At 66.3% G+C, this 20,708-nt stretch carries 25 protein-coding genes; 6 read left to right on the forward strand and 19 right to left on the reverse strand.

The features are described from left to right. Positions 1–4: 4 nt before the first annotated feature. The 3 genes from AC1RLU_RS15730 (at position 5) to AC1RLU_RS15740 (ending at position 1,534) form a co-directional block, all read left to right on the forward strand. Positions 5–304, forward strand: coding sequence for a hypothetical protein (locus tag AC1RLU_RS15730; RefSeq protein ID WP_091861032.1), 300 nt, complete (start codon positions 5–7; stop codon positions 302–304). A gap of 148 nt (positions 305–452) precedes the next feature. Further along, positions 453–1,175 (forward strand): AzlC family ABC transporter permease, encoded by a 723-nt coding sequence (locus AC1RLU_RS15735; protein ID WP_492796618.1) that lies wholly within the window; start codon positions 453–455, stop codon positions 1,173–1,175. After that, entirely contained in the window at positions 1,172–1,534 is a 363-nt protein-coding gene (locus AC1RLU_RS15740; RefSeq protein ID WP_061967563.1) for an AzlD domain-containing protein, read from the forward strand. Before AC1RLU_RS15735 ends, AC1RLU_RS15740 begins: the two co-directional genes overlap by 4 nt. Here AC1RLU_RS15740 and AC1RLU_RS15745 read toward each other — a convergent pair. The 7 genes from AC1RLU_RS15745 to AC1RLU_RS15775 form a co-directional block, all read right to left on the reverse strand. Next, positions 1,531–2,424, reverse strand: coding sequence for a sigma-70 family RNA polymerase sigma factor (locus AC1RLU_RS15745; protein ID WP_492796620.1), 894 nt, complete (start codon positions 2,422–2,424; stop codon positions 1,531–1,533). The two genes, AC1RLU_RS15740 and AC1RLU_RS15745, sit on opposite strands and share 4 nt — an antisense overlap. A gap of 19 nt (positions 2,425–2,443) precedes the next feature. Then, positions 2,444–2,914: a carboxymuconolactone decarboxylase family protein gene (locus AC1RLU_RS15750; protein ID WP_061967564.1), complete on the reverse strand. Its 471-nt coding sequence runs from the start codon at positions 2,912–2,914 to the stop codon at positions 2,444–2,446. Between the two features lie 62 nt (positions 2,915–2,976). After that, entirely contained in the window at positions 2,977–3,405 is a 429-nt protein-coding gene (locus AC1RLU_RS15755; protein ID WP_492796621.1) for an HIT family protein, read from the reverse strand. 89 nt (positions 3,406–3,494) lie between these two features. After that, a complete protein-coding gene (locus tag AC1RLU_RS15760) occupies positions 3,495–4,271 on the reverse strand; it encodes a 2'-5' RNA ligase family protein (protein WP_492796622.1) in 777 nt (258 codons plus the stop codon). After that, on the reverse strand, positions 4,264–5,502 hold the full coding sequence (locus tag AC1RLU_RS15765) for a GNAT family N-acetyltransferase (RefSeq protein ID WP_492796624.1): 1,239 nt from the start codon (positions 5,500–5,502) through the stop codon (positions 4,264–4,266). Before AC1RLU_RS15765 ends, AC1RLU_RS15760 begins: the two co-directional genes overlap by 8 nt. After that, on the reverse strand, positions 5,499–6,278 hold the full coding sequence (locus tag AC1RLU_RS15770; RefSeq protein ID WP_492796626.1) for a glycerophosphodiester phosphodiesterase family protein: 780 nt from the start codon (positions 6,276–6,278) through the stop codon (positions 5,499–5,501). The genes AC1RLU_RS15765 and AC1RLU_RS15770 overlap by 4 nt, the downstream gene beginning before the upstream one ends. Next, on the reverse strand, positions 6,278–6,751 hold the full coding sequence (locus AC1RLU_RS15775; RefSeq protein ID WP_061967573.1) for a RidA family protein: 474 nt from the start codon (positions 6,749–6,751) through the stop codon (positions 6,278–6,280). Before AC1RLU_RS15775 ends, AC1RLU_RS15770 begins: the two co-directional genes overlap by 1 nt. 195 nt (positions 6,752–6,946) lie before the next feature. Between AC1RLU_RS15775 and AC1RLU_RS15780 the strand changes: the two genes are divergently transcribed. Beyond that, entirely contained in the window at positions 6,947–7,792 is an 846-nt protein-coding gene (locus AC1RLU_RS15780; protein ID WP_162766137.1) for a cell envelope integrity EipB family protein, read from the forward strand. Here the strand turns inward: AC1RLU_RS15780 and AC1RLU_RS15785 are convergent. Beyond that, positions 7,749–9,098, reverse strand: a complete 1,350-nt coding sequence (locus AC1RLU_RS15785; RefSeq protein WP_492796628.1) for a DNA polymerase IV — start codon at positions 9,096–9,098, stop codon at positions 7,749–7,751. The genes AC1RLU_RS15780 and AC1RLU_RS15785 overlap by 44 nt on opposite strands. Beyond that, positions 9,095–9,385: a DUF3572 domain-containing protein gene (locus AC1RLU_RS15790; RefSeq protein WP_047574544.1), complete on the reverse strand. Its 291-nt coding sequence runs from the start codon at positions 9,383–9,385 to the stop codon at positions 9,095–9,097. The genes AC1RLU_RS15785 and AC1RLU_RS15790 overlap by 4 nt, the downstream gene beginning before the upstream one ends. A 129-nt stretch (positions 9,386–9,514) precedes the next feature. On the opposite strand from AC1RLU_RS15790, the gene AC1RLU_RS15795 reads away from it, so the two are divergent. Together AC1RLU_RS15795 and AC1RLU_RS15800 are read left to right on the forward strand one after the other, a co-directional pair. Further along, the gene (locus tag AC1RLU_RS15795) at positions 9,515–9,883 is read left to right on the forward strand and encodes a response regulator (RefSeq protein ID WP_061968283.1); all 369 of its coding nucleotides are present in this window, start codon (positions 9,515–9,517) and stop codon (positions 9,881–9,883) included. Between the two features lie 18 nt (positions 9,884–9,901). Continuing rightward, positions 9,902–11,278 carry a PleD family two-component system response regulator gene (locus AC1RLU_RS15800; RefSeq protein WP_142111819.1) on the forward strand — a complete coding sequence of 459 codons (1,377 nt, stop codon included), beginning with the start codon at positions 9,902–9,904 and terminating at the stop codon, positions 11,276–11,278. Between the two features lie 468 nt (positions 11,279–11,746). On the opposite strand, the gene AC1RLU_RS15805 is transcribed toward AC1RLU_RS15800, so the two are convergent. From AC1RLU_RS15805 to AC1RLU_RS15850, 10 genes are all read right to left on the reverse strand, one after another. Then, positions 11,747–12,292, reverse strand: coding sequence for an ureidoglycolate lyase (locus AC1RLU_RS15805; RefSeq protein WP_492796631.1), 546 nt, complete (start codon positions 12,290–12,292; stop codon positions 11,747–11,749). A 278-nt stretch (positions 12,293–12,570) separates the two neighbouring features. Next, positions 12,571–13,017 carry a hypothetical protein gene (locus AC1RLU_RS15810; protein ID WP_492796632.1) on the reverse strand — a complete coding sequence of 149 codons (447 nt, stop codon included), beginning with the start codon at positions 13,015–13,017 and terminating at the stop codon, positions 12,571–12,573. A 41-nt stretch (positions 13,018–13,058) separates the two neighbouring features. Next, a complete protein-coding gene (locus AC1RLU_RS15815) occupies positions 13,059–14,000 on the reverse strand; it encodes an HlyD family secretion protein (RefSeq protein ID WP_492796634.1) in 942 nt (313 codons plus the stop codon). Further along, positions 13,997–14,257 carry a DUF3302 domain-containing protein gene (locus AC1RLU_RS15820; RefSeq protein WP_492796635.1) on the reverse strand — a complete coding sequence of 87 codons (261 nt, stop codon included), beginning with the start codon at positions 14,255–14,257 and terminating at the stop codon, positions 13,997–13,999. The genes AC1RLU_RS15815 and AC1RLU_RS15820 overlap by 4 nt, the downstream gene beginning before the upstream one ends. Positions 14,258–14,266: 9 nt before the next feature. Next, complete coding sequence (locus tag AC1RLU_RS15825) at positions 14,267–15,301, reverse strand: DUF1254 domain-containing protein (protein WP_492796636.1); 1,035 nt, start codon at positions 15,299–15,301, stop codon at positions 14,267–14,269. Between the two features lie 18 nt (positions 15,302–15,319). Next, positions 15,320–16,729 carry a DUF1254 domain-containing protein gene (locus AC1RLU_RS15830; protein WP_492796955.1) on the reverse strand — a complete coding sequence of 470 codons (1,410 nt, stop codon included), beginning with the start codon at positions 16,727–16,729 and terminating at the stop codon, positions 15,320–15,322. 173 nt (positions 16,730–16,902) lie between these two features. Then, complete coding sequence (locus AC1RLU_RS15835) at positions 16,903–18,159, reverse strand: hypothetical protein (protein WP_492796638.1); 1,257 nt, start codon at positions 18,157–18,159, stop codon at positions 16,903–16,905. Next, entirely contained in the window at positions 18,156–18,788 is a 633-nt protein-coding gene (locus AC1RLU_RS15840; RefSeq protein WP_492796639.1) for a tetratricopeptide repeat protein, read from the reverse strand. Before AC1RLU_RS15840 ends, AC1RLU_RS15835 begins: the two co-directional genes overlap by 4 nt. Continuing rightward, positions 18,785–19,693: a VWA domain-containing protein gene (locus tag AC1RLU_RS15845; protein ID WP_492796641.1), complete on the reverse strand. Its 909-nt coding sequence runs from the start codon at positions 19,691–19,693 to the stop codon at positions 18,785–18,787. The genes AC1RLU_RS15840 and AC1RLU_RS15845 overlap by 4 nt, the downstream gene beginning before the upstream one ends. Then, positions 19,690–20,706, reverse strand: a complete 1,017-nt coding sequence (locus AC1RLU_RS15850; protein ID WP_492796643.1) for a VWA domain-containing protein — start codon at positions 20,704–20,706, stop codon at positions 19,690–19,692. The genes AC1RLU_RS15845 and AC1RLU_RS15850 overlap by 4 nt, the downstream gene beginning before the upstream one ends. Positions 20,707–20,708: the final 2 nt, after the last annotated feature.

The following is a 20,708-nucleotide window of genomic DNA, read 5'->3' on the forward strand; positions in this document are numbered from 1 at the left end:
CACCGTGCTGTTCAAACGAAAGACCGCAAGCCTCGCCGCCGAGAGCGGCGAGGTGCTTCAGGAGGCTCCGGCCCCGGCCTCGGCTCCCGCTCGCCCGGCCAAGGAAAAGCTCGGCTGGTTCGAAAAGCGCGACCGCCGCCGGCGCCGCCGCAAGATTTTCGAGGAAGTGCTGGGCTGGATCCTGGTGCCGGCCCTCATCTATCTGATCTATCTGGGCGTCCAGGCTGTCGGTGGCATCCCGAAGGAATTGATCGATTTCGCCAATGAGATCATCGCCATTGCGATGAAGGGCGGCAAAGGCTGAGAGGCGGCACGACCCGCGCTTGCAAGAGATGCAGAGCCGGCCGGCCTGCCGGTGGCTAGGCAAGCGTCGCGCGCATGAGCGATAGAGGAATGGGCTCGAACTGCTCCGGGCCGGAATCCTGTCGAACCCATTCCGCCCCGATGGCCTCATGAGCGTATCCGCCGACTGGAGCTGGCAGCGTGTCGCGCTGGCCGGCATGCGCGATGCGCTGATGCTGCCGGCCTGGATCGTCGGCTTTGGGCTGATCGGCATCGGCTCGCTCGCCCGCGACGTCGGCTATCCCGTCGATGTCGCCGTGCTCTCCACGATCCTGGTCTGGGCCGGCCCCTCGCAGGTGCTGTTCTTCGCCTCGATCGCAGCCGGTGCCGCCTGGAGCGCGATCGTGATCGCGATCGCCTTCGCCTCGCTGCGCTTCCTGCCGATGACGATGGCGATCCTGCCGCTGCTGCGCCGGCCCGGCCAGAGCATCTGGCAGCAGCTTCTCCTTGCGCATTACGTTGCCGTGACCGCCTGGAGCGAGGGCCTGCGGCGCCTGCCTGGCATCGCGCCGCATCAGCGCGTCGCCTATTTCCTCGGCTTCGCCAATACCTGCATGGTGGTGAGCTCGATCGGCACCTTCGCCGGCTATTACCTGCTGGGCGCGCTCCCGATCCCCTTCGCGGCAGGGCTGCTCTGCCTCACGCCGATGTTCTTCCTGGTCTCGCTGATCGCGGGCCTGCGCCATCGCGGCGATATGGCGGCGCTGATCCTCGGGCTGGCCTTGGCGCCGGTCTGCGAGCGCTTCATCGGCGGCGGCTTCGACCTGATCGTCGCTGGGCTCGCCGCCGGAAGCCTGGCCTTTCTCATCGGGCGGAAACGGAAGCCGGCATGACCCAGCCGATCGCCATGCTCGACGGGCCGCTCTGGCCCTATCTCGCGCTGATGCTGTTCGCCGTGCTGCCGACGGAGATCTGGCGCTGGCTTGCGGTGGGCTTCTCGCGTGGGCTCTCCAACGATTCGCCCCTGCTCGAATGGGTGAGGGCGGTCGCGACTGCGCTGCTCGCCGGGATCGTCGCCAAGCTGATGGTCTCGCCGCCGGGCGTGCTCGCGGCGGCTCCAGGATGGGTGCGCGTCGCAGCGCTGGCGGCGGCGGCTGCCGTCATGCTGTTCGACAAGCGCCGGATGATGCTCGCGGTGCTCGCCGGCGAAATGATCCTGATCGGCGGCGTCTGGCTCTTCGCGGCAGGTTAGGCTGCTTCCAGCAACCGCCGGACATGGCCGAGCTTGTCGGGGTTGCGGATGATGTAGACCGCGGTGACGCGCCCGTCGCGGATGTCGAAGGCCGTGGCCTGCACGGTCTCGCCGCGCTCCAGGCTGACATAGCCGGGCAGGCCGTTGATCATCACGAATTCATAGCGTGTGGTCGAACGGCCTTCCCGCTCGACATGGCGGCCGATGCCTTCAAAGAATCGGCCGATCTTGTCGCTGCCGAGGATCGGGTTCAGCACCGAATTGACCTTGCCGCCGCCATCGGCGCGCAGCACCGCGTCATGGGCGAGCATGCTCTTCAGGATCGTGGCATCGGTGCTGTGAGCGGCCTGGAAGAAGGCCTGGGAGTAGCGACGCGCTTCGTCAGGCGAGAGCGGATGGCGCGGGCCGTCTTCCTCCCTCGCATGGCGGCGTGCCCGTGAAACGAGCTGCCGGCAGGCAGCCTCGCTGCGCCCGAGCGTCTCGGCGATTTCACCGAACGGCAGGTCGAAGACGTCGTGCAGCAGGAAGGTCGCGCGCTCCAATGGCGAGAGCCGTTCCAGCGCGAGCTGTAGCGCATAGGGCACGTCGATCGCCTCGTCGGCGCTGGGCGCGCCGCCGATGGCCTCGATCAAGGGCTCGGGCAACCAGGCGCCGACATAGGTCTCGCGCTTGCGCCGCGCCGATTTCATCAGGTCGAGGCAAAGCCGCGTGACCACGCGCCCGAGCCAGGCGCGCGGGTTGGCGATCGCCTCGGGCGCAGCGCCATGCCAGCGCAGCCAGGCATCCTGCACCACATCCTCGGCGTCGCTGAGCGAGCCGAGCATGCGATAGGCGAGGCGGGTCAGGTAGGACCGGTTCGCCTCGAAAGGGCTGGCAGGCGCGCCTGTCATGCGCGCCGGGTTGGTGTCATCAGGCGGCAGCCTCGGTCTTGTGCGGCCGGTCGGCCGGATGGCGCGTGCGGAAGCCGACATTGACGCGGTTCCAGGTGTTGATCGCGCCGATGGCGAAGGACAGGTCGACGCTGTCCTTCTCGTTGAAATGCTCGCGGAGCTCGGCATAGGCGGCGTCGCTCGGGCTGCGCTCGGAGGCGCGGGTCAATTCTTCCGTCCAGCGCAGGGCGGCGCGCTCGCGCGGCGTATAGAGCTCGGATTCCTCCCAGGCATTGAGCAGGTTGATGCGCGCCTCGGTTTCGCCGGCCTTGCGCGCGTCGAGCACATGCATGTGCAGGCAATAGGCGCAGCGGTTGATCTGCGAGGCGCGGATCTTCACCAGCTCCATCAGGCTGTGCTCCAGCGCCGACTTGTTGACGTAGTCCTGCAGGACCAGCATGGCCTTGTAGGCTTCGGGCGCGATCTGGAAAGCGTTGAGGCGTTGGCTCATGATTGTCTCCATCGGTTGATGACGACAAGACGAGGCAGCTCACCCCGCTGTGACATGGCCCGTCAGATTTTTTTCAGGGCCTCGCGGATTTTCTCGGCATTGCTGGCGAGAACCTCGTTCTTCTCCATCGTGCCGGTATGCGGGCGCAGTGCCACGCCGTCGAAGCGCGGCATGACATGGACATGGAGATGGAACACCACCTGGCCGCCGGCCGCCTCGTTGAACTGCTGGATGGTGACGCCTTCGGCCGAGAACGCGGCCTTCACGGCGCGCGCCAGCTTCTGTGTGGTCAGCGCCACCGCATTCAGCGCCTCGGCGGGCGCGTCGAAGACATTGCGGCAGGCCGCCTTCGGGATCACCAGCACATGGCCGTCGGCGCGCGGCATGATGTCCATGATCGCGAGGGTATCAGTGTCCTCGTAGACGGTGTGGGAGGGCAGTTCGCCGCGCAGGATCTTGGCGAAGACGTTGGACGGATCATAGGCGGTCATGGCGGGTCCGGCAGGATCGAAAACGGAAGGCGCAAGCTGCGGCGCGCCAGCCGGGGCGTCAAGGCCGCGAACCGGCTGATGCCCCCGCCTCAGGCGCCGAGCAGCAGCAGCGCTTCGACATGGGCGTCGAGCACGAGGTCATCGCGCGCGCCCATCACCTGAAACTCCGTCACGGCGAGGTTGAGCAAAGGCTTGTTCCACCAGCGCGTGATGATGTCGGCCAGTGCCGCGGTCTCAGTCGCATCGAGATCGTCGGTGAGGTTGTAGAGCCCGACGAGCCAGAGGTCGCCCGGCGCCCGGTCGAAGGCGGCTTGAACTTGCTGCAACGTGTTCCGGCCGGCGCGCTTCTCCGGATAGACCGCGAGATAGAGTCGGCCGCGATTGACGTTGCCGGAGAAGAGCCCGCGTAGCTCGACCGTGAAGGGCGCGATCTTGCGCAGGGCGTTGCGCGTTTCTTCGGCAATGGCCGGGGGCTCGGTAAGGCTGAGCGAGCCACAGACCGTGGCGTGCAGCTTATCTTGTCGCCTCGGAAGGATGTCCCAGGCGATCTTGTGGGCGAAGGGAGCGGTCTTGAGTTCTGCCTCAAGCACGAGAAAGGCCGGGGAGGTGCGCAAGGCCTGGTCTTCCAACGGCAGGACCAGCGAGTAGACCGCCGGGTGCCGGCCCATCTCGTAGAACTTGCCTTCGCGTCGGGCGATGACACCGGGATGCTCTGGGGCAACCAATGGCAGATGCGCCAGCCGGTAGCTCTCGTCGAGCGTCAGCGGGCTCGTGAAATCGGTGAGGCTGCGGCGATAGCCGAGTTCGTTGTCCTCGCAGAAGGCGGGCGTCGCGGAGACCGGGCTTGCAAGGGTGGTGTCAGTCATCGGCGGTGCCCGTCTTGCGGAAAGGGCTTTCGGCTGCCAGCGCTTCGCGCGCTGCCGCGATCTGCTCGCGCTCCTGCGCGAGATAGGCGGCGACGGGGCGGCGCAGGCCGGGATCGGCGATCTGGTGCAGCGAGCGGGTGATCACCGGCCGATAGCCGCGCGCCAGCTTGTGCTCGCCCTGCGCGCCGGCCTCGACGCGGGCGAGGCCATGCGCGATCGCATAGTCGATGGCCTGATGGTAGCAGACCTCGAAATGCAGGAAGGGGTGATCCTCGATGCAGCCCCAGTTGCGGCCGTAGAGGGTGTTGGCGCCGCGGAAATTGATGGCGCCGGCGATATGGCGCCCGGCGCGCCTGGCCATCACCAGCACGATGCGCTCACCCATTGCCGCACCGACCGCTGAGAAGAACGCGCGGTTGAGATAGGGCCGGCCCCATTTGCGCGCGCCGGTGTCCTCGTAGAACGAGAAGAAATCGTCCCAGACCGCCTCGGTGAGGTCGTTGCCGGAGAGGACATCGATACTGATCCCGGCCGAAAGCGCTTCGCGCCGTTCGCGCTTCAGCGCCTTGCGCTTGCGTGAGGCCAGCGTCGCGAGGAAGTCGTCATAGCTGCCGAAGCCCTCGTTCTGCCAATGGAACTGCAGATCGTTGCGCTCGATATAGCCGGCCTGTTGCAGGGCGGCGATGTCCGGCTCCTGCGCGAAGGTGACATGGACCGAGGAGGATTGCGTCTGCCCCCGCAGCGCCTCCAGCCCACCGATCAGGGCGGAGCGGGCTTCATCGGCGCGCGGAGTGTCCGCGACCAGCAGGCGCGGGCCGGTTGCAGGGGTGAAGGGCGCGGCGACCAGCAGCTTGGGGTAATAGCGTCCGCCGGCGCGCTCATAGGCATCGGCCCAGCCATGGTCGAAGACATATTCGCCCTGACTGTGGCTCTTCAGGAAGCTGGGTGCTGCGGCCAGGAGCTGGCCGGCCTCATCCTCAACCAGGAGATAGGCTGGCGACCAGCCTGTGCGGCCGCCGATGCAGCGGCTGTCCTCCAGCGCCATGAGGAATTCATAGCTGACGAAGGGATTGTCCCGGTCTAGCGCGGGAGCATCCGAAGGCGTGGCGGACGCCGAGATTGCGTCCGCCAGTGCATGGGGATTGGCGCAGGCGTTCCATGCGCCTGCGGGGACGGCCTTGAGCGAGGTCGCGACACGAACGGTGAGATCGCCGTTCCCCGCTTCGCTCAAGGGCGAAAACCCTCGAAGACCATCTGGTCGGCCATCGCTGCGGCCCGCTGCCGCTCTTCCGGCGTGCGCACCGTCCAGCTCATCAGCGGCAGGCTCAGCGCGTTGCGGCAGAGATAGGGCGCGGCGCTGTCGAGGTCGGTGACCTTCCAGGAGATGAAGTCCGGCCGGCTCTCGGTGAAGTGCAGGAGATTGGCGAGGGCATGCTTCCGCTCGACTGAAAGCTTGTCGTAATCGCCGTAATCATAGGCGTTCATCGCCACGATGCCGCGCGGAATCTGCGGGGCGAGCTCACGCAACGCCGTCACGATCGCAGGATCGAAGGATTTGATCACGATCGGATGGCTCTTGTAGCCGGCGAGGACCTCCACGGTTCGTCTGGTTAGCGCGAGATCGCCATCGAAGCGGCTCTTGATCTCGACCACGAGCGGCACGCGCCCGCCGATCAGGTCGAGGAAGGCCGACAGCGTCAGGATGCGGTCGTTCGAACCCTTGAGCGCGATCGCCGTGAGATCCGCAGCTTTGCGCGCGACGACGGCTCCCGTCTCGCCCGTCAGCCGGTCGAGCACGAAATCGTGGAAAACGACCGCTTCGCCATCGGCGGTGAGCTGGACGTCGCATTCGATGCCGAAGCCGCCGGCGATCGCGGCCGTGGCGGCGGAGGGGCTGTTCTCGATCACGCCGGCTGCCAGATCGTGCAGGCCGCGATGGGCGATCGGCTTCGCCACCAGCCAGCCCAGATCGCGCCGGCCGGCGTCCTTGAGCGTTCCCGCTGTCATCAGGCGATCTCGAACATCGCTTCGACTTCGACGGCGGCATCGGCCGGCAATTCGGCGACGCCCACGGTCGAGCGGGCATGGCGACCCTTGTCGCCGAGCACCTCGACCATCAGGTCGGAGGCGCCGTTCATGATCGCGGGCAGGGCGGCGAAATGCGGGGTGGCGTTGATGAAGCCGCCGAGGCGGACGCAGCGCACGATGCGGCCGAGATCGCCGCCGAGCGCGGCCTTGGCCTGGGCGAGAACGTTGATGGCGCAGAGGCGGGCGGCTTCGAGGCCGGCCTCGTTGAAGATCTCGGCGCCGAGCTTGCCCTTGTGCTTGTCCGCGAGCTTGCCGTCGAGCCCGAAGCAGATCTGGCCGGAGATGACCAGCAGGTTGCCGGTGATCACATAGGGCACATAGTTGGCGATGGGGGCGGCCGGGGATGGCAGGGTGATGCCGAGTTCGGCGAGGCGGGTGTCGGCGGCGTTCATGGGCTTGGCTCCGCGATCGAGGCGAGGGTGCCTTCGGGCAGGTCTTTCATGGCCGAAGCCGGCGGGCCTCGCAAGCATGCGGGCATGCCGGGCGGGCAGGGCTGATGCGATGCTCAAGAGCGGGGGCTCCGCCATGTTTGCGCCATTGCCGCGATGCACCTAGATTTCGCACAGGTCACAATGGACAAGCGGCGCATGAACGGAACAGTCTCGAAGCTCGCGACGAAGGCGAGCGGGGTTTTCGCGGGGGCGCTGGTTCTGGCCGCGGCGCCCGCCTGGGCTCAAGCAGCGACGGAGCGGGTGGTGCTCGCGCCGCATCGTGCGGTCTATGATCTCGTGCTCGACAACGGCAAACCGTCCGGGAATATCGAGACCGCGAAGGGCCGCATCGCCTTCGAGTTCACCGGCGATGCCTGCGAGGGCTATGCGCTGTCCTTCCGGCAGGTGACGCAGCTCGGCACCGAGGCCGGGCCGCGCCTGATCGACGCCCGCACCACCAGCTTCGAGGCCGGCGACGGCGCGAATTACCGCTTCAAGACCGAAAGCACCGCGGGCGGCGCCAAGCCCGATACCGTCGACGGCACCGCGCAGAAGAACGGCAGCGGTTATGAGGTGAAGCTGCGCCAGCCCAAGGCCGAGATCTATCGCGAGGCGAGCGACGCGCTGTTTCCGAACGCGCAGATGAAGGCCGTGATCCAGGCTGCGCGCGCCGGCCAGAAGACGCTGAGCGTGCGCCTCTATGACGGTGCGAATTCCGGCAAGGAGGTCTATGACACGCTCTCGATCATCGGAAAGCGGATCGAGGCGGAGCCTTCCGAGAAGCCGCTGCAGCGCCCCGAATTCGAGAAGATGGCGCGCTGGCCGGTGACGATCTCCTATTTCAAGGCGGGATCGGGCGAATCGACGCCGGCCTACAGCATCGCCTTCGAGCTCTACGAGAACGGCGTCACCGGCGCGATTCGGCTCGATTACGGTTCGTTCGCGCTGCGTGGCACGCTCACGCGTCTGGATCTTCTTCCTCAGGAGCCTTGCGCGAAATAGCGGGTTCCGACGAGCGACGCTGCGGCAATCTCAGGCTCAGGCCCTTGCCGATCGCCTCGTCGCCGAAGCGGGCGCGCAACTTGTCGAGCGCGCCCTCCATCGCCTTCAGGCGCGGCGTCGCGATGTCGGCGAGATCGCCATGGTCGGCGGCCTCCGGTGGGCTGAAGTCGCTCGCGCCGATGCCGATCAACCGGTAATGCGCGCCGTTGCATTCGCGCTTCAGCAGGTCTCGCCCCGCCGTGAAGAGGCGGGCGGCGAGCTGCGTCGGTTCCGGCAGGCGGGCGGCGCGGGTGATGATCTGGAAGTCGGCCGTCTTCAGCTTCAGGGTGATGGTCCGGCCGGCAAGCTCCTGTGTTTTCAGCCGTTTCGAGGTCTTTTCGCAGAGCCGCCACAGGATCGGCTCCAGCTCCTCGAAGCGGGCGAGATCGACGTCGAGCGTGGTCTCGCTTGAGACGCTCTTGGTCTCGCGTTCCGGCGTGACCTGGCGGGCATCGATGCCGTTGGCGAGGTTGCGCAAGCGCGGGCCGTCCTTGCCGGCGAACTTGAAAAGCTTGTCGACGGGCGCCTCACGCAGGTCGCCGATCAGCTTGAAGCCGCCTTCCGCCAGTCTCGCGACACCGGCCGGACCCATGCCGGGGATGAGGCTGATCGGCTTCCCCGCGAGGAAGGCTATCGCCTCCGCCTGCCCGATGATCGAGAAGCCGCGCGGCTTGTCGAGATCGGAGGCGACCTTGGCCAGGAACTTGGCATAGGAGAGGCCGACCGAGATGGTGATGCCGAGTTCGGCCTCGACACGCCCCGCGAAGCGCGCCAGCGTCACCGCCGGGCTGGCATGGTGCAGCCGCTCCGTGCCGGAAAGATCGAGAAAAGCCTCGTCGATCGAGAGCGGCTCGACCAGCGGCGTCAATTCGCGCATCAACTGCCGGACCTCGCGGCCGACCGCGACGTATTTTGCCATGTTGGGCTTGACCACCACGGCTTCCGGGCAGGCCTTCAGCGCCTTGAACATCGGCATGGCCGAGCGCACGCCATAGGTGCGGGCGATGTAGCAGCAGGTCGAGACCACGCCGCGCTTGCCGCCGCCGACGATGACCGGCTTGTCCTGCAATGAGGGATCGTCGCGCTTCTCGATCGTGGCGTAGAAGGCGTCGCAATCGATATGGGCGAGGCTCAAGCTGTCGCGCTCGGCATGGCCGAGCAATCGCGGCGAGCCGCAGGCCGGGCAGCGCTTCGGCGGGGCGAGCGCTTCGTGGTCCGCCAGGCAGTCGCGGCAGAGCCAGCGCGACGAGGGCGCGCCCGCGCTCAAGAGAAGTCGTCCGGCTCCGGCCCGGCGAGGACGCGCCTGGCATCGGCGACGATTTCGGGATTCAGCCTTAAATTTCCGGCAAATTCCAGGAGGAGCGAATCGCTCGAGCCGATATGGTCGAGCACGGCGGCGAGGAAGCCGGGCTCGCCGGCAGCCTGGCGCAGATTGGCCGGGTTGAGGCCGGTCGTGCTCAGAAACGGCTCGATCCGCTCGGGTTCGGAAGCCAGGAAGGCCAGAGCCTGCAGCGCGAGCGCCTCTGCCTCGTCCGTTGTGGGGCGTCGTATCATGGGGTGGAGTCGCGTATCCGGTTTGCGTTTCGTCAACTGCTCGCGTGCTACGCAATCATCTGATGATGCCGCCAATTTGGAAAGCCCGCCATCGGTGTGGCGCTCCCGGCGCAAATGAAGGGCGGCCCGATGAAGACTGTTCTGATCGTCGAGGACAACGAGCTCAACATGAAGCTCTTCAACGATCTGCTCGAAGCCCATGGCTATGCGACGCTGAAGACGTCGGATGGCATCGAGGCGATCGAGCTGGCGCGGACGCATCATCCGGCGCTGATCCTGATGGATATCCAGCTTCCGGAGGTCTCTGGGCTCGAGGTCACCAAATGGATCAAGGAGGATGACGACCTGAAGTCCATCCCGGTCGTCGCGGTCACGGCCTTCGCGATGAAGGGCGACGAGGAGCGGATCAGGGAAGGCGGCTGCGAGGCCTATCTCTCCAAGCCGATCTCGGTCGCGAAGTTCCTGGAAACCGTCCGCACCTATGCCGGCGCGGCCTGAGCCGGCGAAAGCACAGCCATGACTGCCCGCGTCCTCGTCGTCGACGACATTCCCGCGAATGTGAAGCTGCTCGAAGCCAAGCTTTCGGCAGAGTATTTCGGCGTGGTCACGGCGACGAACGGGCGTGATGCAATTGCCCTCTGCGAGCGCGGCGAGGTCGATATCGTCCTGCTCGACGTGATGATGCCGGGCATGAACGGCTTCGACGTCTGCCGGCGGCTGAAGGGTGCACCCGCGACCGCGCATATCCCCGTCATCATCGTCACCACGCTCGACCAGCCCCGCGATCGCCTGCAGGGGCTCGATGCCGGCGCCGACGACTTCCTGACCAAGCCGCTCGACGATACCGCGCTCTTCGCCCGCGTGCGCAGCCTCGCGCGGCTGAAGGCGATGACCGACGAATTGCGCAGCCGAGCCATCGCTTCCGTCCGGCTGGGCATTGCCGATCCGCTGGCGACGGCGGCGGCCGAGACCGGCCTGAACGGCCGCATCCTGCTGGTCGAGGACCGCCCCAACGTCGCCGAAAGGCTGCAGAGCGCGCTCTCGGCCTTCCATGCCGTCGAGGTCGAGAGCGATGCCCAGCAGGCCGTCATACGCGCTGCCGAAGGCGAGTTCGACGCGGTCGTCGTCAGCCTGGACCTGCAAGGGCAGGACGGCCTGCGCCTGTGCAGCCAGTTGCGCTCGCTGGAGCGCACCCGCAACATCTCCGTGCTGCTGATGGGGGAGACCGAGGACCGCGACCGCATCCTGCGTGGCCTCGAGATCGGGGCGCATGATTTCCTGCTGCGTCCGATCGACCGCAACGAGTTGCTGGCGCGCGTGCGCACCCAGGTGCGCCGCAAGCGCTTCACCGAGCGGCTGCGCGACAGCGTCCAATCCTCGATGGAAATGGCGGTGATGGACCAGCTCACGGGGCTGCATAATCGCCGCTTCATGGATAACCGGCTCGCGGCGATGTTCGATGAATCGGCGCTGCGCGCCCGCTCCTTGTCGCTGCTGGTCCTCGATATCGACCATTTCAAGTCGGTCAACGACAGCTGGGGTCATGATGTCGGCGACGAAGTCCTGCGCGAATTCGCCGATCGCGTGCGCGCCTGCACGCGCGGCATCGACCTCGTCGCGCGCATGGGCGGCGAGGAGGTCGTCGTCGTGCTGCCCGATACCGGGCGCGATGCCGCCTATCGCGTGGCCGAACGTATCCGCGAGCGCGTCGAGAACGCGCCTTTCGCTGTCCAGAACAATACACGTGACATCAAGGTCACGGTGTCGGTCGGCGTCTCGAGCCGGCGCGCCGGCGATGCCTCCTCCGCCGACATGATGAAGCGGGCCGATGATGCGCTCTACCGGGCCAAGGCGAGCGGCCGCAACCGCGTGATCGTCGCCAGCGCGGCATAGAGCATCCGCCGGGCGCCCAAGCCTGCTCCAGCCATCGCTCGGGGAGGGCGCTTGCATGTGCAGCGAGCGCTTGGCGCAGCGTTTTCACGGTGCCTTCGTGCTTTCTCTCAAGTCCCTGAGGCAAGCTTCTGAAGTCGATGCGTGAATAGCGTTGCTGCTCCGGCGGCGATCGCGAGCTTTAAGCTTAGTGGGTAGGGTTAACGATCGATGAAGAGGGTCGATCGGTCGGATTTGATTGATTCGGATGCGGCGCATTGTAGAGATTGTGCGACGCAGCGATCCCAAAGATCGCTCCGAAACGCCCCTCGGGTGCTCAGGTCCGCCGCATCTCCTGGGAAACCGAAGGGCTCGGCCGGTCGGTGACGGAATTCTGGCCTCCTCAGAACCGCCGCCGGCCGGCCACCTCGCGTTGCGACGCGACACTTGCAGAAATCATACGAATACTTCGCGAGAATACTTGGCGGGTGCTCAGAGGGCGTCCTGAGCCAGTGTCACGGGCCCGATGGCGCGGATTTCGCAATCGGCCTCGGTGCCGTTCTGCCAGGACTGGACAAGGAAGCGGGCATCCGCGCCAACCGCCATGATCGGATGGTGCCAGAGCCCCTTGCGGTAGACCATTCCCTGCGACGCGGTGAAGGCGAAGGCGGCGAGCGTCGAAAGATCGGGCATGCCGTCCGCGCCGGCCTGGCTGACCACGACGATGTGGCCGGCGCCACCCAACGGCATGATCAACTGAACCGAATTCACATGCCGCTCGAGCATCGTGATTGCGGGAGCCGGCTGCTGCCGCGCCGCTTCGAAGATCGAGGTGACGAGCCTGGATCCTGGCGGGACGTCGGCGGCGGTATGCGCGTGGACGTCGTGCCGGCGCGCCGTCCCGTTATTCGCCGCCCGGCCGGAATCGCCCGTTTCCACCAGCCAGCCGAAGGGCTCGAAGGCGATTTTCGTGACCGGGATCACGCGCAACGGGTGAGGCGAGGGAAGCCCGTTCTTGATCTGATCGCCTGGTGTCATCGCCGAGCTTCCTCCGTAGCATGCGAGGCGGAGATCCGCGCCCGGTGCCGTCGTTCTGGCTCATGCCGTCACTATCTGTCGAGCTGCGTGATGGCCGATGATCACCGAGCTTTCGGTCGTGACCTGCAAAAAAGCCTGCCGCGAGCTGCGGCAGGCTGTTGCGTCGCGTAAGACGAACTGAGGCTCGAACGACAAACCCTGGTTCACTTTGTAGAGAGAGGCATAGTTCTTCCGCAGGCGAGACTATAAGTCATTGATTGATTTGAACCAGACGGACGCTATTTCCAGCCGATAAGAACACCGTCCGCGCCGAGCGAGAGCTGCAAGCCCTGCCGGCGCGCCGCCAATCTGAGGGTTACGCCGCTGGGGTTGCGAAGCCAGAGACGACCCCGCCCATGATCGCCAATAGCCCAGCCCTCACGAATCTGGGCGTAAACACCCGCGAAATCCTCCCGGCGGGTCAGGCCATAGACGCTCCCCGTCGCGGTCAAGCGCGAAGCACCGATGCCGCCAATGCCCAGACCGCCCACTGTGATCCCGTAAGATCGTCCTCGATAAGTGAGAGTGCCGCCTCCGATTGCACCCGAACCGATGAAAGCGACCTGCAACTGACGGATGGAAACCTTACCTGTTTCCGGACCGAGGTTTCGCTGCTGCGCTGATGCGGCGGAAGCCGACAGGAAGGCGGCCGCGAGGAAGGTCAAGGTCGCTCTGAGAAACCTCATGTTGTCTTCCCTTTCATGACGCGAATGTCGGTTACGATGAGCTAGAATGGGTTGACGTAGTTCGTGATGGCGATCTGGCGCAGCAGGACCTTCCGGATGAGATGGGCTGCCTTGACCCGGTCGGTGAAGATCGCGGCATCGCCGGCGCTGCCGGCTGGCAGCATGCGGGCGAAGGCTTCGTCGTCGAGCTTCACGCGGACAACAAAGGGCGCCGCCTGGACGGATTTCGGCGCCACTGCGATGCCGGAGGTCTGCACCTGGCCTGTCGCGACGGCCTGGAGCACGCTCTCGACCTTGCCCGTCTGCACCGTTCCCGGCGCCCATTTGAAGGTGAGCTCGACCGGCTGGCCTGCCGCGACATAGCGCGCGTCGATCTGGTTGATCTCGACGCCGAGGAGGGTGTCGGCGGTATCGATGAAGGCCATCACCGGCGCCAGCGGCAGGCTGGTCACCCGCGCGCCCTTGCGCAGAGCGAGATTGGTGACATAGCCGTCGGCCGGTGCGCGCACCGTCGTCTTGTCCAGATTCCACTTCGCGCCGGCGAGCTGGGCCTTGAGCTGCTCTACCTCGGCCTCGCGCTGCTCGACATCGAACGTCCGGCCCGTGCCGCGCGACTGGAGCTGGGTCATCTCGGCAAGGCGAGTCTCCTGAAACTTGAGTTGCGCAGCCAAGGCATCGACCTGAGCCTGGAACGGCACCGGATCGATCCGGAAGAGCACGTCGCCGGTCTTGAGCGGCGTGTTGGCTGTGACCGGCACGTCGACCACCTCGCCTGCAACGTCCGGCACGATCGCGACCGAATTGCGCACGACCAGCACCGGTCCCTGCGGCGCGCCCCAGTTCATCGGGATGAACAGCCCGATCAGCAGGACGAGGAGAACAAGGACCGGCGAAACCTTCCAGAACAAGTTGAAGGGCACGACCTTGAGCTTCACCAGGATGAAAAGCAGCGCCAGATAGGTGTTGAGCAGGACAACGATCATCGCGCCGTCTCCGCATCTCCAGTGCCACGGCCCGGTTTTGCCGGCACGTCGACATAGGCCCAGATCAGCACCACCGGCCAGAGCACGAAGCCAAGGAAGAGCGTCACCCAGCCGCCGACGGCAACCGCATCAGCCCAAGGGTGGTTGCGGCGCCTAGCGACCATGCCCGGCCACATCGCCATGAAGACGATGACGAAGACCGTGCTGGCGACGAGCACGACCAGGACGATCCAGGCGAAGATGTCGAGACCGGACATGCCGGGGCCTCACTGCACGGGTTGCGGCTCGGGGAATTTCCAGCGGCCGTTCAGAACCTCCGCTCGCGGGCGATAGAGCCGGACCGTGTAGTTCCAGCCCTTCATCACCGGCAGGCAATTCGGGATCTTGCCGTCGCAGCCGCCGAACTGGATGTCGACGGCGCCGTCCGCGCTCTTCTTCGCGGTGATGTTGTTCAGCGAATAGGCGTTGTAGGCGTTCTTCTCGTAGTAGCCCTCGGCATTGTAGACGCTGACCGACCAGAAGGCGTCGACCGGCACGGACCCGACCTTGAGCCTGTAGACGGTCGTGCCGTCATTCTTCACCGGCGTGAAGCTCAGATAGGTCGCGTCCTTGTCGGGATTGCCGCCCCAGCCCGCGGCGGTCACGATCAGGTGGCGGATCGGATCGACCTGCCCTTTCTGGCCGAAGCCGTTCTTGAAGCCGCCTATGGTGGAGGCCAGCACCAGGAGGGCATCGCGAACCTTCTTCTGGCTGGCCTCGTCCCATTTCGGTATCTCGAACGTGCCGGAGCCCTTCTGCCCGAGCTTGAGCGCGTCCTGCAACGCATGGACCTGCTGGAGATCCTTCGGATCGTTGGGATCAACCAGCGTGCGCACGCCGACCATCGCGTAGCGGGTGCCGACCTTGGCGCGCGTCAGCGTCACCGGGCCGGGCTTGTAGGAGACGAGCGGCACATAGTGGTCTTCGTTGATGACCTGCAGCGACATGAAGCGCTTGCCGGCATCGGGCAGGGTGATCGTCACCGGGCCAGCATCGAGGTCGACGACAGCCGAAGAATAGAGCGTGTCGCGATTCAGGCGGATAACGGTCTGGTTCTCGATCTCCGCCGGCATTCTCCGATGAATAAATTTGCCGAGGCCGCCGTCCTGAACGGTCCTGCTCATGTAGAGGTCGGATTCCGCCCGCGGAAAGTTATCGACCGTGACCGGGACGGCGCTGCCTGGCGCGGCGCTTTGCTGGGCGAAGGCAACGCTCGCCATAGCGAGCGACAGCACGACCTGGGATATCAGACTGACATTCATGGCCGATCTCCTCTCGATTCAGGGGGTTGCGGCCTTCTCGACGTCGGGCAGTACCCAACTCTTGTCGAACAGCGCCTTGGTCGGCGCGTAGGCGCGGAACATCAGCTCGAACTTGCGCCCCGGATCGGTGGGCACCCAATTCGTCTCTTTGCCGGCCGGCGGCTTCGGCCCGAAATAGACCTCGAGCGAACCATCGGCGTTCTTCTGCATCTCAGGGATTTGCGAGGAGCGACTGGCGCGCGGCATTCCCCGGATCAACGCATGTGTCTGCCGGTCGTAGGCCGTTACCGACCAGTATTGTTCGACCGGTGCCTTGGGCGGCACCGTCAGGCGATAGGTCCTGGCGCCGTCGAAGGCGTCGCCATCCTTGTCACGGATCGAGATCATGTAGAATTGGCCAGCGCCGAGCCGCTTGATGCCGATATAGGCGTAGCTATAGGCGAGGCCGCGCAGGTCGGTCGGATAGGCATCGGTGTCGTTGTAGCCGCCCTGCGCCGACTTGATCAGTTCGGGGGGCGCCGGGAAGGTCCAGCGGCTCGTCGGCGAGAAGAAAGGTGGCAGCCCGGCATCGTATGTCCGTTCGAGCCAATCGCGTGCCTCTTGCACGCCGGCAGTCAGCGCCGTCGTTCGCGCTTCGTCCGGTCGGTAAGGCTTGCCCTTCTCGATGCCCAGCGACTTGAGCTGGTCGATCATCGCCCGGTCGCGCGGCAGCCAGGGCTCCGTCTGCACGATCCGGTCGAGATGCGCGAAGAAGCTCGCATCGTAGCGGATCGTCGAATCGAAGCCGATGTCCTTGACGTCGTTGAACACTGTCGCGGGCGGATGTGCCGCTTGCGACAGTGGGTAAATCTTCATCCGCTTGCCATAGGCAACCGAACTGGCGACGTCGGCCTCACCGTGACTCTTCAGGTTCGAGCGAAGCAGCATGTAGCCGCCGAACGTGTCGGATTGCAGGGGAATGTAGCCGCGCGGCGGCTTGCCCCTGTAGCCCGGCGGGAGGACGAGATACTTGCCACCCTTGCCCTTGTCGGCGCCGAGCAACCCGGCATCTTCGAGGGGCATTTGCCAGATCGTGACGATATTGCCGTTGAACGAGCCTTTCGCGTCGCCGGGCGGCAAGTCGAGTACGATCGGCCCGTCTTTCGTATTGAAGAAAGCCATGAAGTAGAGCGCGTCGGGATTCGGCGTCAGCGTCTGATTTTTCGAATCGAGCGGACGGCCCCAATAGATGACCTGATGCACCTTGCCCGGTGTTTTGGTCAGCATCTCCTGCAGCATCAGATCGTAATTGACCGCAGGCATGCCCCAGATGACGGCCTCGACTGCGCGCCGTTCAACCAACCGGCGTTCAAGGTCACCGGGGGCTGGCTGCTGCGCCTGCGCGGTCGCGAAGAGCAAGGCGAACATGGCAGTGAAGACCGCTCTCATCATGGGCTCCCACGATCGGCGTCACACGACCGCATCTGCCGAAGAGCGGTTTGCGTCTTCTCTGTCTGCGTGACGAGGAAAGCTCGCACGCGCCGTTGCCGCGTTTAAGACTGTAACGGTTACGAGAGCGAGCAGCAGGTACCGCTTGCCCTGGCACGCTGTGATAGGCGGATTCACGTCGCTGGGTTGAGCGGGGGCAATGGACCACCCGCGCTTCGATGAGACCGAGGGGCGTGCCGCCACGCCGAAACAGCACGCGCCAGCTCCCGCCCGCTTCGCCTGTTCCAGCCCCCGCCGCCGAATACCGCGCGCTCGAGTTCCGCCAGGCGTGGGGCCACGCGCGGGTCTCTGCACAAGGCCTCCCGGTCAGCCGAGGACAGGCGGCCATGCCAGATCGCGAAGGCACGATAGCTTGCGCCGGGTTCTCCGCTCCTCGCGGCTCTCCGCAACTGCCGGCGTGCGAACCATTCCGAGCCACCAAGCCCGATGACGGCCTGCCGCCAAACCGCGTGGAGGCGCTCGCGCAGCAACGCCAGCGAGAGCAGCGCGATCAGGATCAGAGCCAATCCTCCAAGCGCCCACGGCCATATGGCAGGTCTGCCGGAGCGGAAGGGTTGCGCTGCGGCCGCAACCGCGACCGTCAGCCCCGGCAGCGTTTCGGTCCTGGCCCTCTTGTCGGCGAGACTCCACCAGGGCTGCGACAGGGCCGGCAGCGCGAAAGTCCCCGGCTGCTCGAAGACGTAGGTGACCTTGTCGGTGCGAAACCCATCCACGCTGCCGCGGTTGCTGCGATCCTCGATCACCGGCGGGTCGACATAGACCCGCACACCGTCCGGCGCCTCGAAGCGGAACTCGGCCATCCCGAGCGCCGGCACGCCCGCCGCCTGACGCCGGATCGACCTGACCACCGCATCTCCGGCGCGGAACGAACGCTCCCGCGGCTCCGGCGACCAGCTCTCGCTCGCGCTCACACTATCGGCGACAAGCACCGGACCGGACGGGTCGATACCAGGAGGCACGCTGGCGGTGAAATGCGTCCCCGTGCCGGTCATCGAACCTGCGGGGTCGCCGTCACCCGTGAGCAGCATGACGGCCGGCGCCGGTATCGCGATCTCGCCGCCGCGCCGCGGGAAGATGACGAATTCGAAGCTCTGGCCGACATAGTCCCGACCGCCGATCCGGTCGCGGGTGGTGATCGCCTGCGTCTCGAATCTCAGGATCTGGGCCCCCGCCGCTTCCGGAACGCTGACGAGCGGCGGATGCTGCATCTCGCCGGGGAACAGCACCGCCACGTTCAGCCGAACCGGCTGGCCGATGACGATTCCGGTCGTGGGATCGAGCGTCGTGCGGATGATCGGCGGCTCGGCAGGCGTCTGCGCGAGCGCGATCATCGGGGCAGCGAGCAACAGAAGCAGGAGAAGAGCTCTCACGGCGCTGCTCCCGGCTGCGTAACGAGCTGATAGGCGAACTTGGCCCGCAGAAAATCCGCCGGGCGGGTCTGCACGCGTTTCAGCCAGAGCGCACGCACCGCCTCGTCCGACATCGGGGTTGCCGCCTGGACCGTCGTGTCCTCGCCGCCGGGCTTGGTCTTGTCAAAGACGACCTGGTCGGGCCGAGAGTCGGTTTGCCCGGTCTCGCCCCCCTCCGTCTTGCGGCGCTCGGTGCGGATGCGGGCGATCTCGCGGTTGCGCAGCGCTTCCGGCCAGCCCGGTCGCAGCACGAGCGACTGGTCGAAGCGCTTCAACGCGTCGTCGTACTGGCCGAGCATCACCAGCGCATTGCCCTGGTCGAAGGCTGCCGCCGCCGTATCGCGCGCCGCGAAGGCTTGGGCCGCGCCTTTGAAATCTCCGGCCCTGAACAGGGCGACCCCACGCCAGAGCGGGTCGCGAAACGCCTGCGCGGCCTCCACCGTCTGGCCCCGTTGCAGAAGCAGGCGGCCGCGTTGGTCCGGGCTCAGCCACAGATCGCGAAAGCCCAGCCAGCATCCGGCCGCCAGCAAAGCCAGAGTCGCGAGAAAAGCGAGGGCCGCATAGGGTGTAAGACGGTGCGAGCGGATCATGCCACCCCCCAGCCGCGCCGGAACCAGGGCAGCGCCAGAAGCCCGAGGATCGGGACCAGCCAGTAGCCAGCCTCGCTCCAGTGATCCCCCTCGCCAGCGATGCCGGCAGCATTGTCGCCACGGTCGAGACGGCGGACGATGGCCGCGACGTCAGACTGGTTGGGCGTGGTTGGGACCACCATGCCGCCCAAGGTCTTTGCCACCTCGGCGAGCCCGGCCGACTCGGCATCGCGCAGGGCCAGGATCGTCACCGGCGGCGAACCAGCCGGCTGTGATTCCACGCTGCCCGGTAGGGTCTCATCGGCGAGGAGGAGGATCGCCCCGCCCTGACCGATGCCGGCAAGCGCGCGTCTCGCCAGAGCGAGCGCGCCGGCAAGATCGTCACCCTGCTTCGGCATGATCTCGGGGGAGAGCGCCTTGGCAAGGTCGAGGATGACGGCGCTGTCCGGCGTCGGCGGCAGGACGAGATGCGCCGAGCCGGCATAGGCGATCAATGCCGTCGAGGCGCCCTCCCGGGCCGCCAGGATATCTGCCAGCTTCTGCCGGGCGCGGTCGAGCCGCGTTGGAGCAAGGTCCTCGGTCAGCATGGACGGCGTGACCCTGAGCACGATCGCGACGGGAGGCTTGGCCTCGGCGAAAGGCGAGGACTCGCGCTGCCAGGCCGGTCCGGCGATCGCGGCGGCTGCCAGCGCCATTGCGGCGAACAGCCAGTCGGCGGGGGGGATGCGTACGCGCTGGTCGTTTCCGGTCAGGAGGTAAGGCAGCAGTGCGGGATCGATGACGCGGCGCCATTGCTGTGCGGGATCGGAGCCGCGGCGCGCCAGAAGCCAGAGGGCGGCTGCCGGCACGAGTGACAACAGCCAAAGCGGGCGTTCGACATGGAGGGCGGCGAGTGCGTTCATCATGGCCCGGCCTCCGCAACCATAGCCGGCCGGGCAGGAAGGCGGCGCATATGCCGGCGCAGGGTGCCGACTGCCTGCGCGAGCAAAACCAGCGTGAGCGCGGCGGCGAGCGGCACCCAGTACACATCGCGCCGCGGACGAAAGCTGACGCTGTCGATTCGGCGCGTCTCGATCGCGTCGAGACGCTGATAGATCTGCGCGAGCCCGGCCCGATCCAGCGCGCGGAAGAAGCCGCCGCCCGTCGTCGTCGCGACCTCCTTCAGCGCGGCCTCGTCGAGCTTGTCCTCGCCGGCCGCCTGCGGGTCGCCGACCGCCACCGTGTGAATGACGATGCCCTTGTCCTTCGCAACGCGGGCGGCCTCGGCCGGCGGCACCTTGCTCAGCGTGTCGTTGCCATCCGTCAGCGCGATGATGGTCTTCGCCTTGACCGTGCTTCGGGCGAACAGCCCGATGCCGAGGCCGATCGCGTCGCCGAAAGCCGTGCGTGGCCCGGCCATGCCGACGGCCGTATCACGCAGCATGGCGCGGCAGAGATCGAGATCGGTGGTGAACGGCACGAGCGCGAAAGGCGCGTCGCCGAAGACGACGACCCCGACACGGTCGCCCTTGCGGCGCGACAGGAAATCGTCGAGCACCTGCTTCACCGCCGTGAGGCGATCAACGGTGGCCCCGGATGCATCGACGAAATCGCGCGTATCCATCGATCCCGAGAGGTCAACCAGCAGCAGCAGGTCGCGCGTCGGCAAGTCGCGATGCAAGGGCGGTTCGATCCATTGCGGCCGGGCAAGCGCCGCCATGACGAGCAGCCAGACCACCACCAGCACGACGAGGCTGGCGGGCTTGCGCCTCGCGACCACGCCGCCTGAGAAGGGCTGCCGCCCGCTGAGCCGGACCAGCCTGTCGAAGAACGGCACAGTCAGACCGGTGCGCCGTTCGGCATGCGCAGGCAACCCGAACCAGACAAGCAACGGCAGCGGGATAAGAAGCGCGATCCAGGGATAGGCGAAGCTCAGCATCG

It is taken from the genome of Allobosea sp. GW822-FHT05A11, from assembly GCF_058800455.1.

Bases quoted from the DNA above. Each gene is read 5' to 3' on its own strand.
- AC1RLU_RS15805 (WP_492796631.1), bottom strand. From the start codon at position 12,292: ATGACACCAGGCGATCAGATCAAGAACGGGCTTCCCTCGCCTCACCCG.
- AC1RLU_RS15825 (WP_492796636.1), bottom strand. From the start codon at position 15,301: ATGAATGTCAGTCTGATATCCCAGGTCGTGCTGTCGCTCGCTATGGCG.
- AC1RLU_RS15840 (WP_492796639.1), bottom strand. From the start codon at position 18,788: ATGATCCGCTCGCACCGTCTTACACCCTATGCGGCCCTCGCTTTTCTC.
- AC1RLU_RS15820 (WP_492796635.1), bottom strand. From the start codon at position 14,257: ATGTCCGGTCTCGACATCTTCGCCTGGATCGTCCTGGTCGTGCTCGTC.
- AC1RLU_RS15830 (WP_492796955.1), bottom strand. From the start codon at position 16,729: ATGAGAGCGGTCTTCACTGCCATGTTCGCCTTGCTCTTCGCGACCGCG.
- AC1RLU_RS15760 (WP_492796622.1), bottom strand. From the start codon at position 4,271: ATGACTGACACCACCCTTGCAAGCCCGGTCTCCGCGACGCCCGCCTTC.
- AC1RLU_RS15745 (WP_492796620.1), bottom strand. From the start codon at position 2,424: ATGACAGGCGCGCCTGCCAGCCCTTTCGAGGCGAACCGGTCCTACCTG.
- AC1RLU_RS15740 (WP_061967563.1), top strand. From the start codon at position 1,172: ATGACCCAGCCGATCGCCATGCTCGACGGGCCGCTCTGGCCCTATCTC.
- AC1RLU_RS15750 (WP_061967564.1), bottom strand. From the start codon at position 2,914: ATGAGCCAACGCCTCAACGCTTTCCAGATCGCGCCCGAAGCCTACAAG.
- AC1RLU_RS15735 (WP_492796618.1), top strand. From the start codon at position 453: ATGAGCGTATCCGCCGACTGGAGCTGGCAGCGTGTCGCGCTGGCCGGC.
- AC1RLU_RS15795 (WP_061968283.1), top strand. From the start codon at position 9,515: ATGAAGACTGTTCTGATCGTCGAGGACAACGAGCTCAACATGAAGCTC.
- AC1RLU_RS15775 (WP_061967573.1), bottom strand. From the start codon at position 6,751: ATGAACGCCGCCGACACCCGCCTCGCCGAACTCGGCATCACCCTGCCA.
- AC1RLU_RS15800 (WP_142111819.1), top strand. From the start codon at position 9,902: ATGACTGCCCGCGTCCTCGTCGTCGACGACATTCCCGCGAATGTGAAG.
- AC1RLU_RS15845 (WP_492796641.1), bottom strand. From the start codon at position 19,693: ATGATGAACGCACTCGCCGCCCTCCATGTCGAACGCCCGCTTTGGCTG.
- AC1RLU_RS15780 (WP_162766137.1), top strand. From the start codon at position 6,947: ATGAACGGAACAGTCTCGAAGCTCGCGACGAAGGCGAGCGGGGTTTTC.
- AC1RLU_RS15755 (WP_492796621.1), bottom strand. From the start codon at position 3,405: ATGACCGCCTATGATCCGTCCAACGTCTTCGCCAAGATCCTGCGCGGC.
- AC1RLU_RS15810 (WP_492796632.1), bottom strand. From the start codon at position 13,017: ATGAGGTTTCTCAGAGCGACCTTGACCTTCCTCGCGGCCGCCTTCCTG.
- AC1RLU_RS15850 (WP_492796643.1), bottom strand. From the start codon at position 20,706: ATGCTGAGCTTCGCCTATCCCTGGATCGCGCTTCTTATCCCGCTGCCG.
- AC1RLU_RS15815 (WP_492796634.1), bottom strand. From the start codon at position 14,000: ATGATCGTTGTCCTGCTCAACACCTATCTGGCGCTGCTTTTCATCCTG.
- AC1RLU_RS15770 (WP_492796626.1), bottom strand. From the start codon at position 6,278: ATGACAGCGGGAACGCTCAAGGACGCCGGCCGGCGCGATCTGGGCTGG.
- AC1RLU_RS15790 (WP_047574544.1), bottom strand. From the start codon at position 9,385: ATGATACGACGCCCCACAACGGACGAGGCAGAGGCGCTCGCGCTGCAG.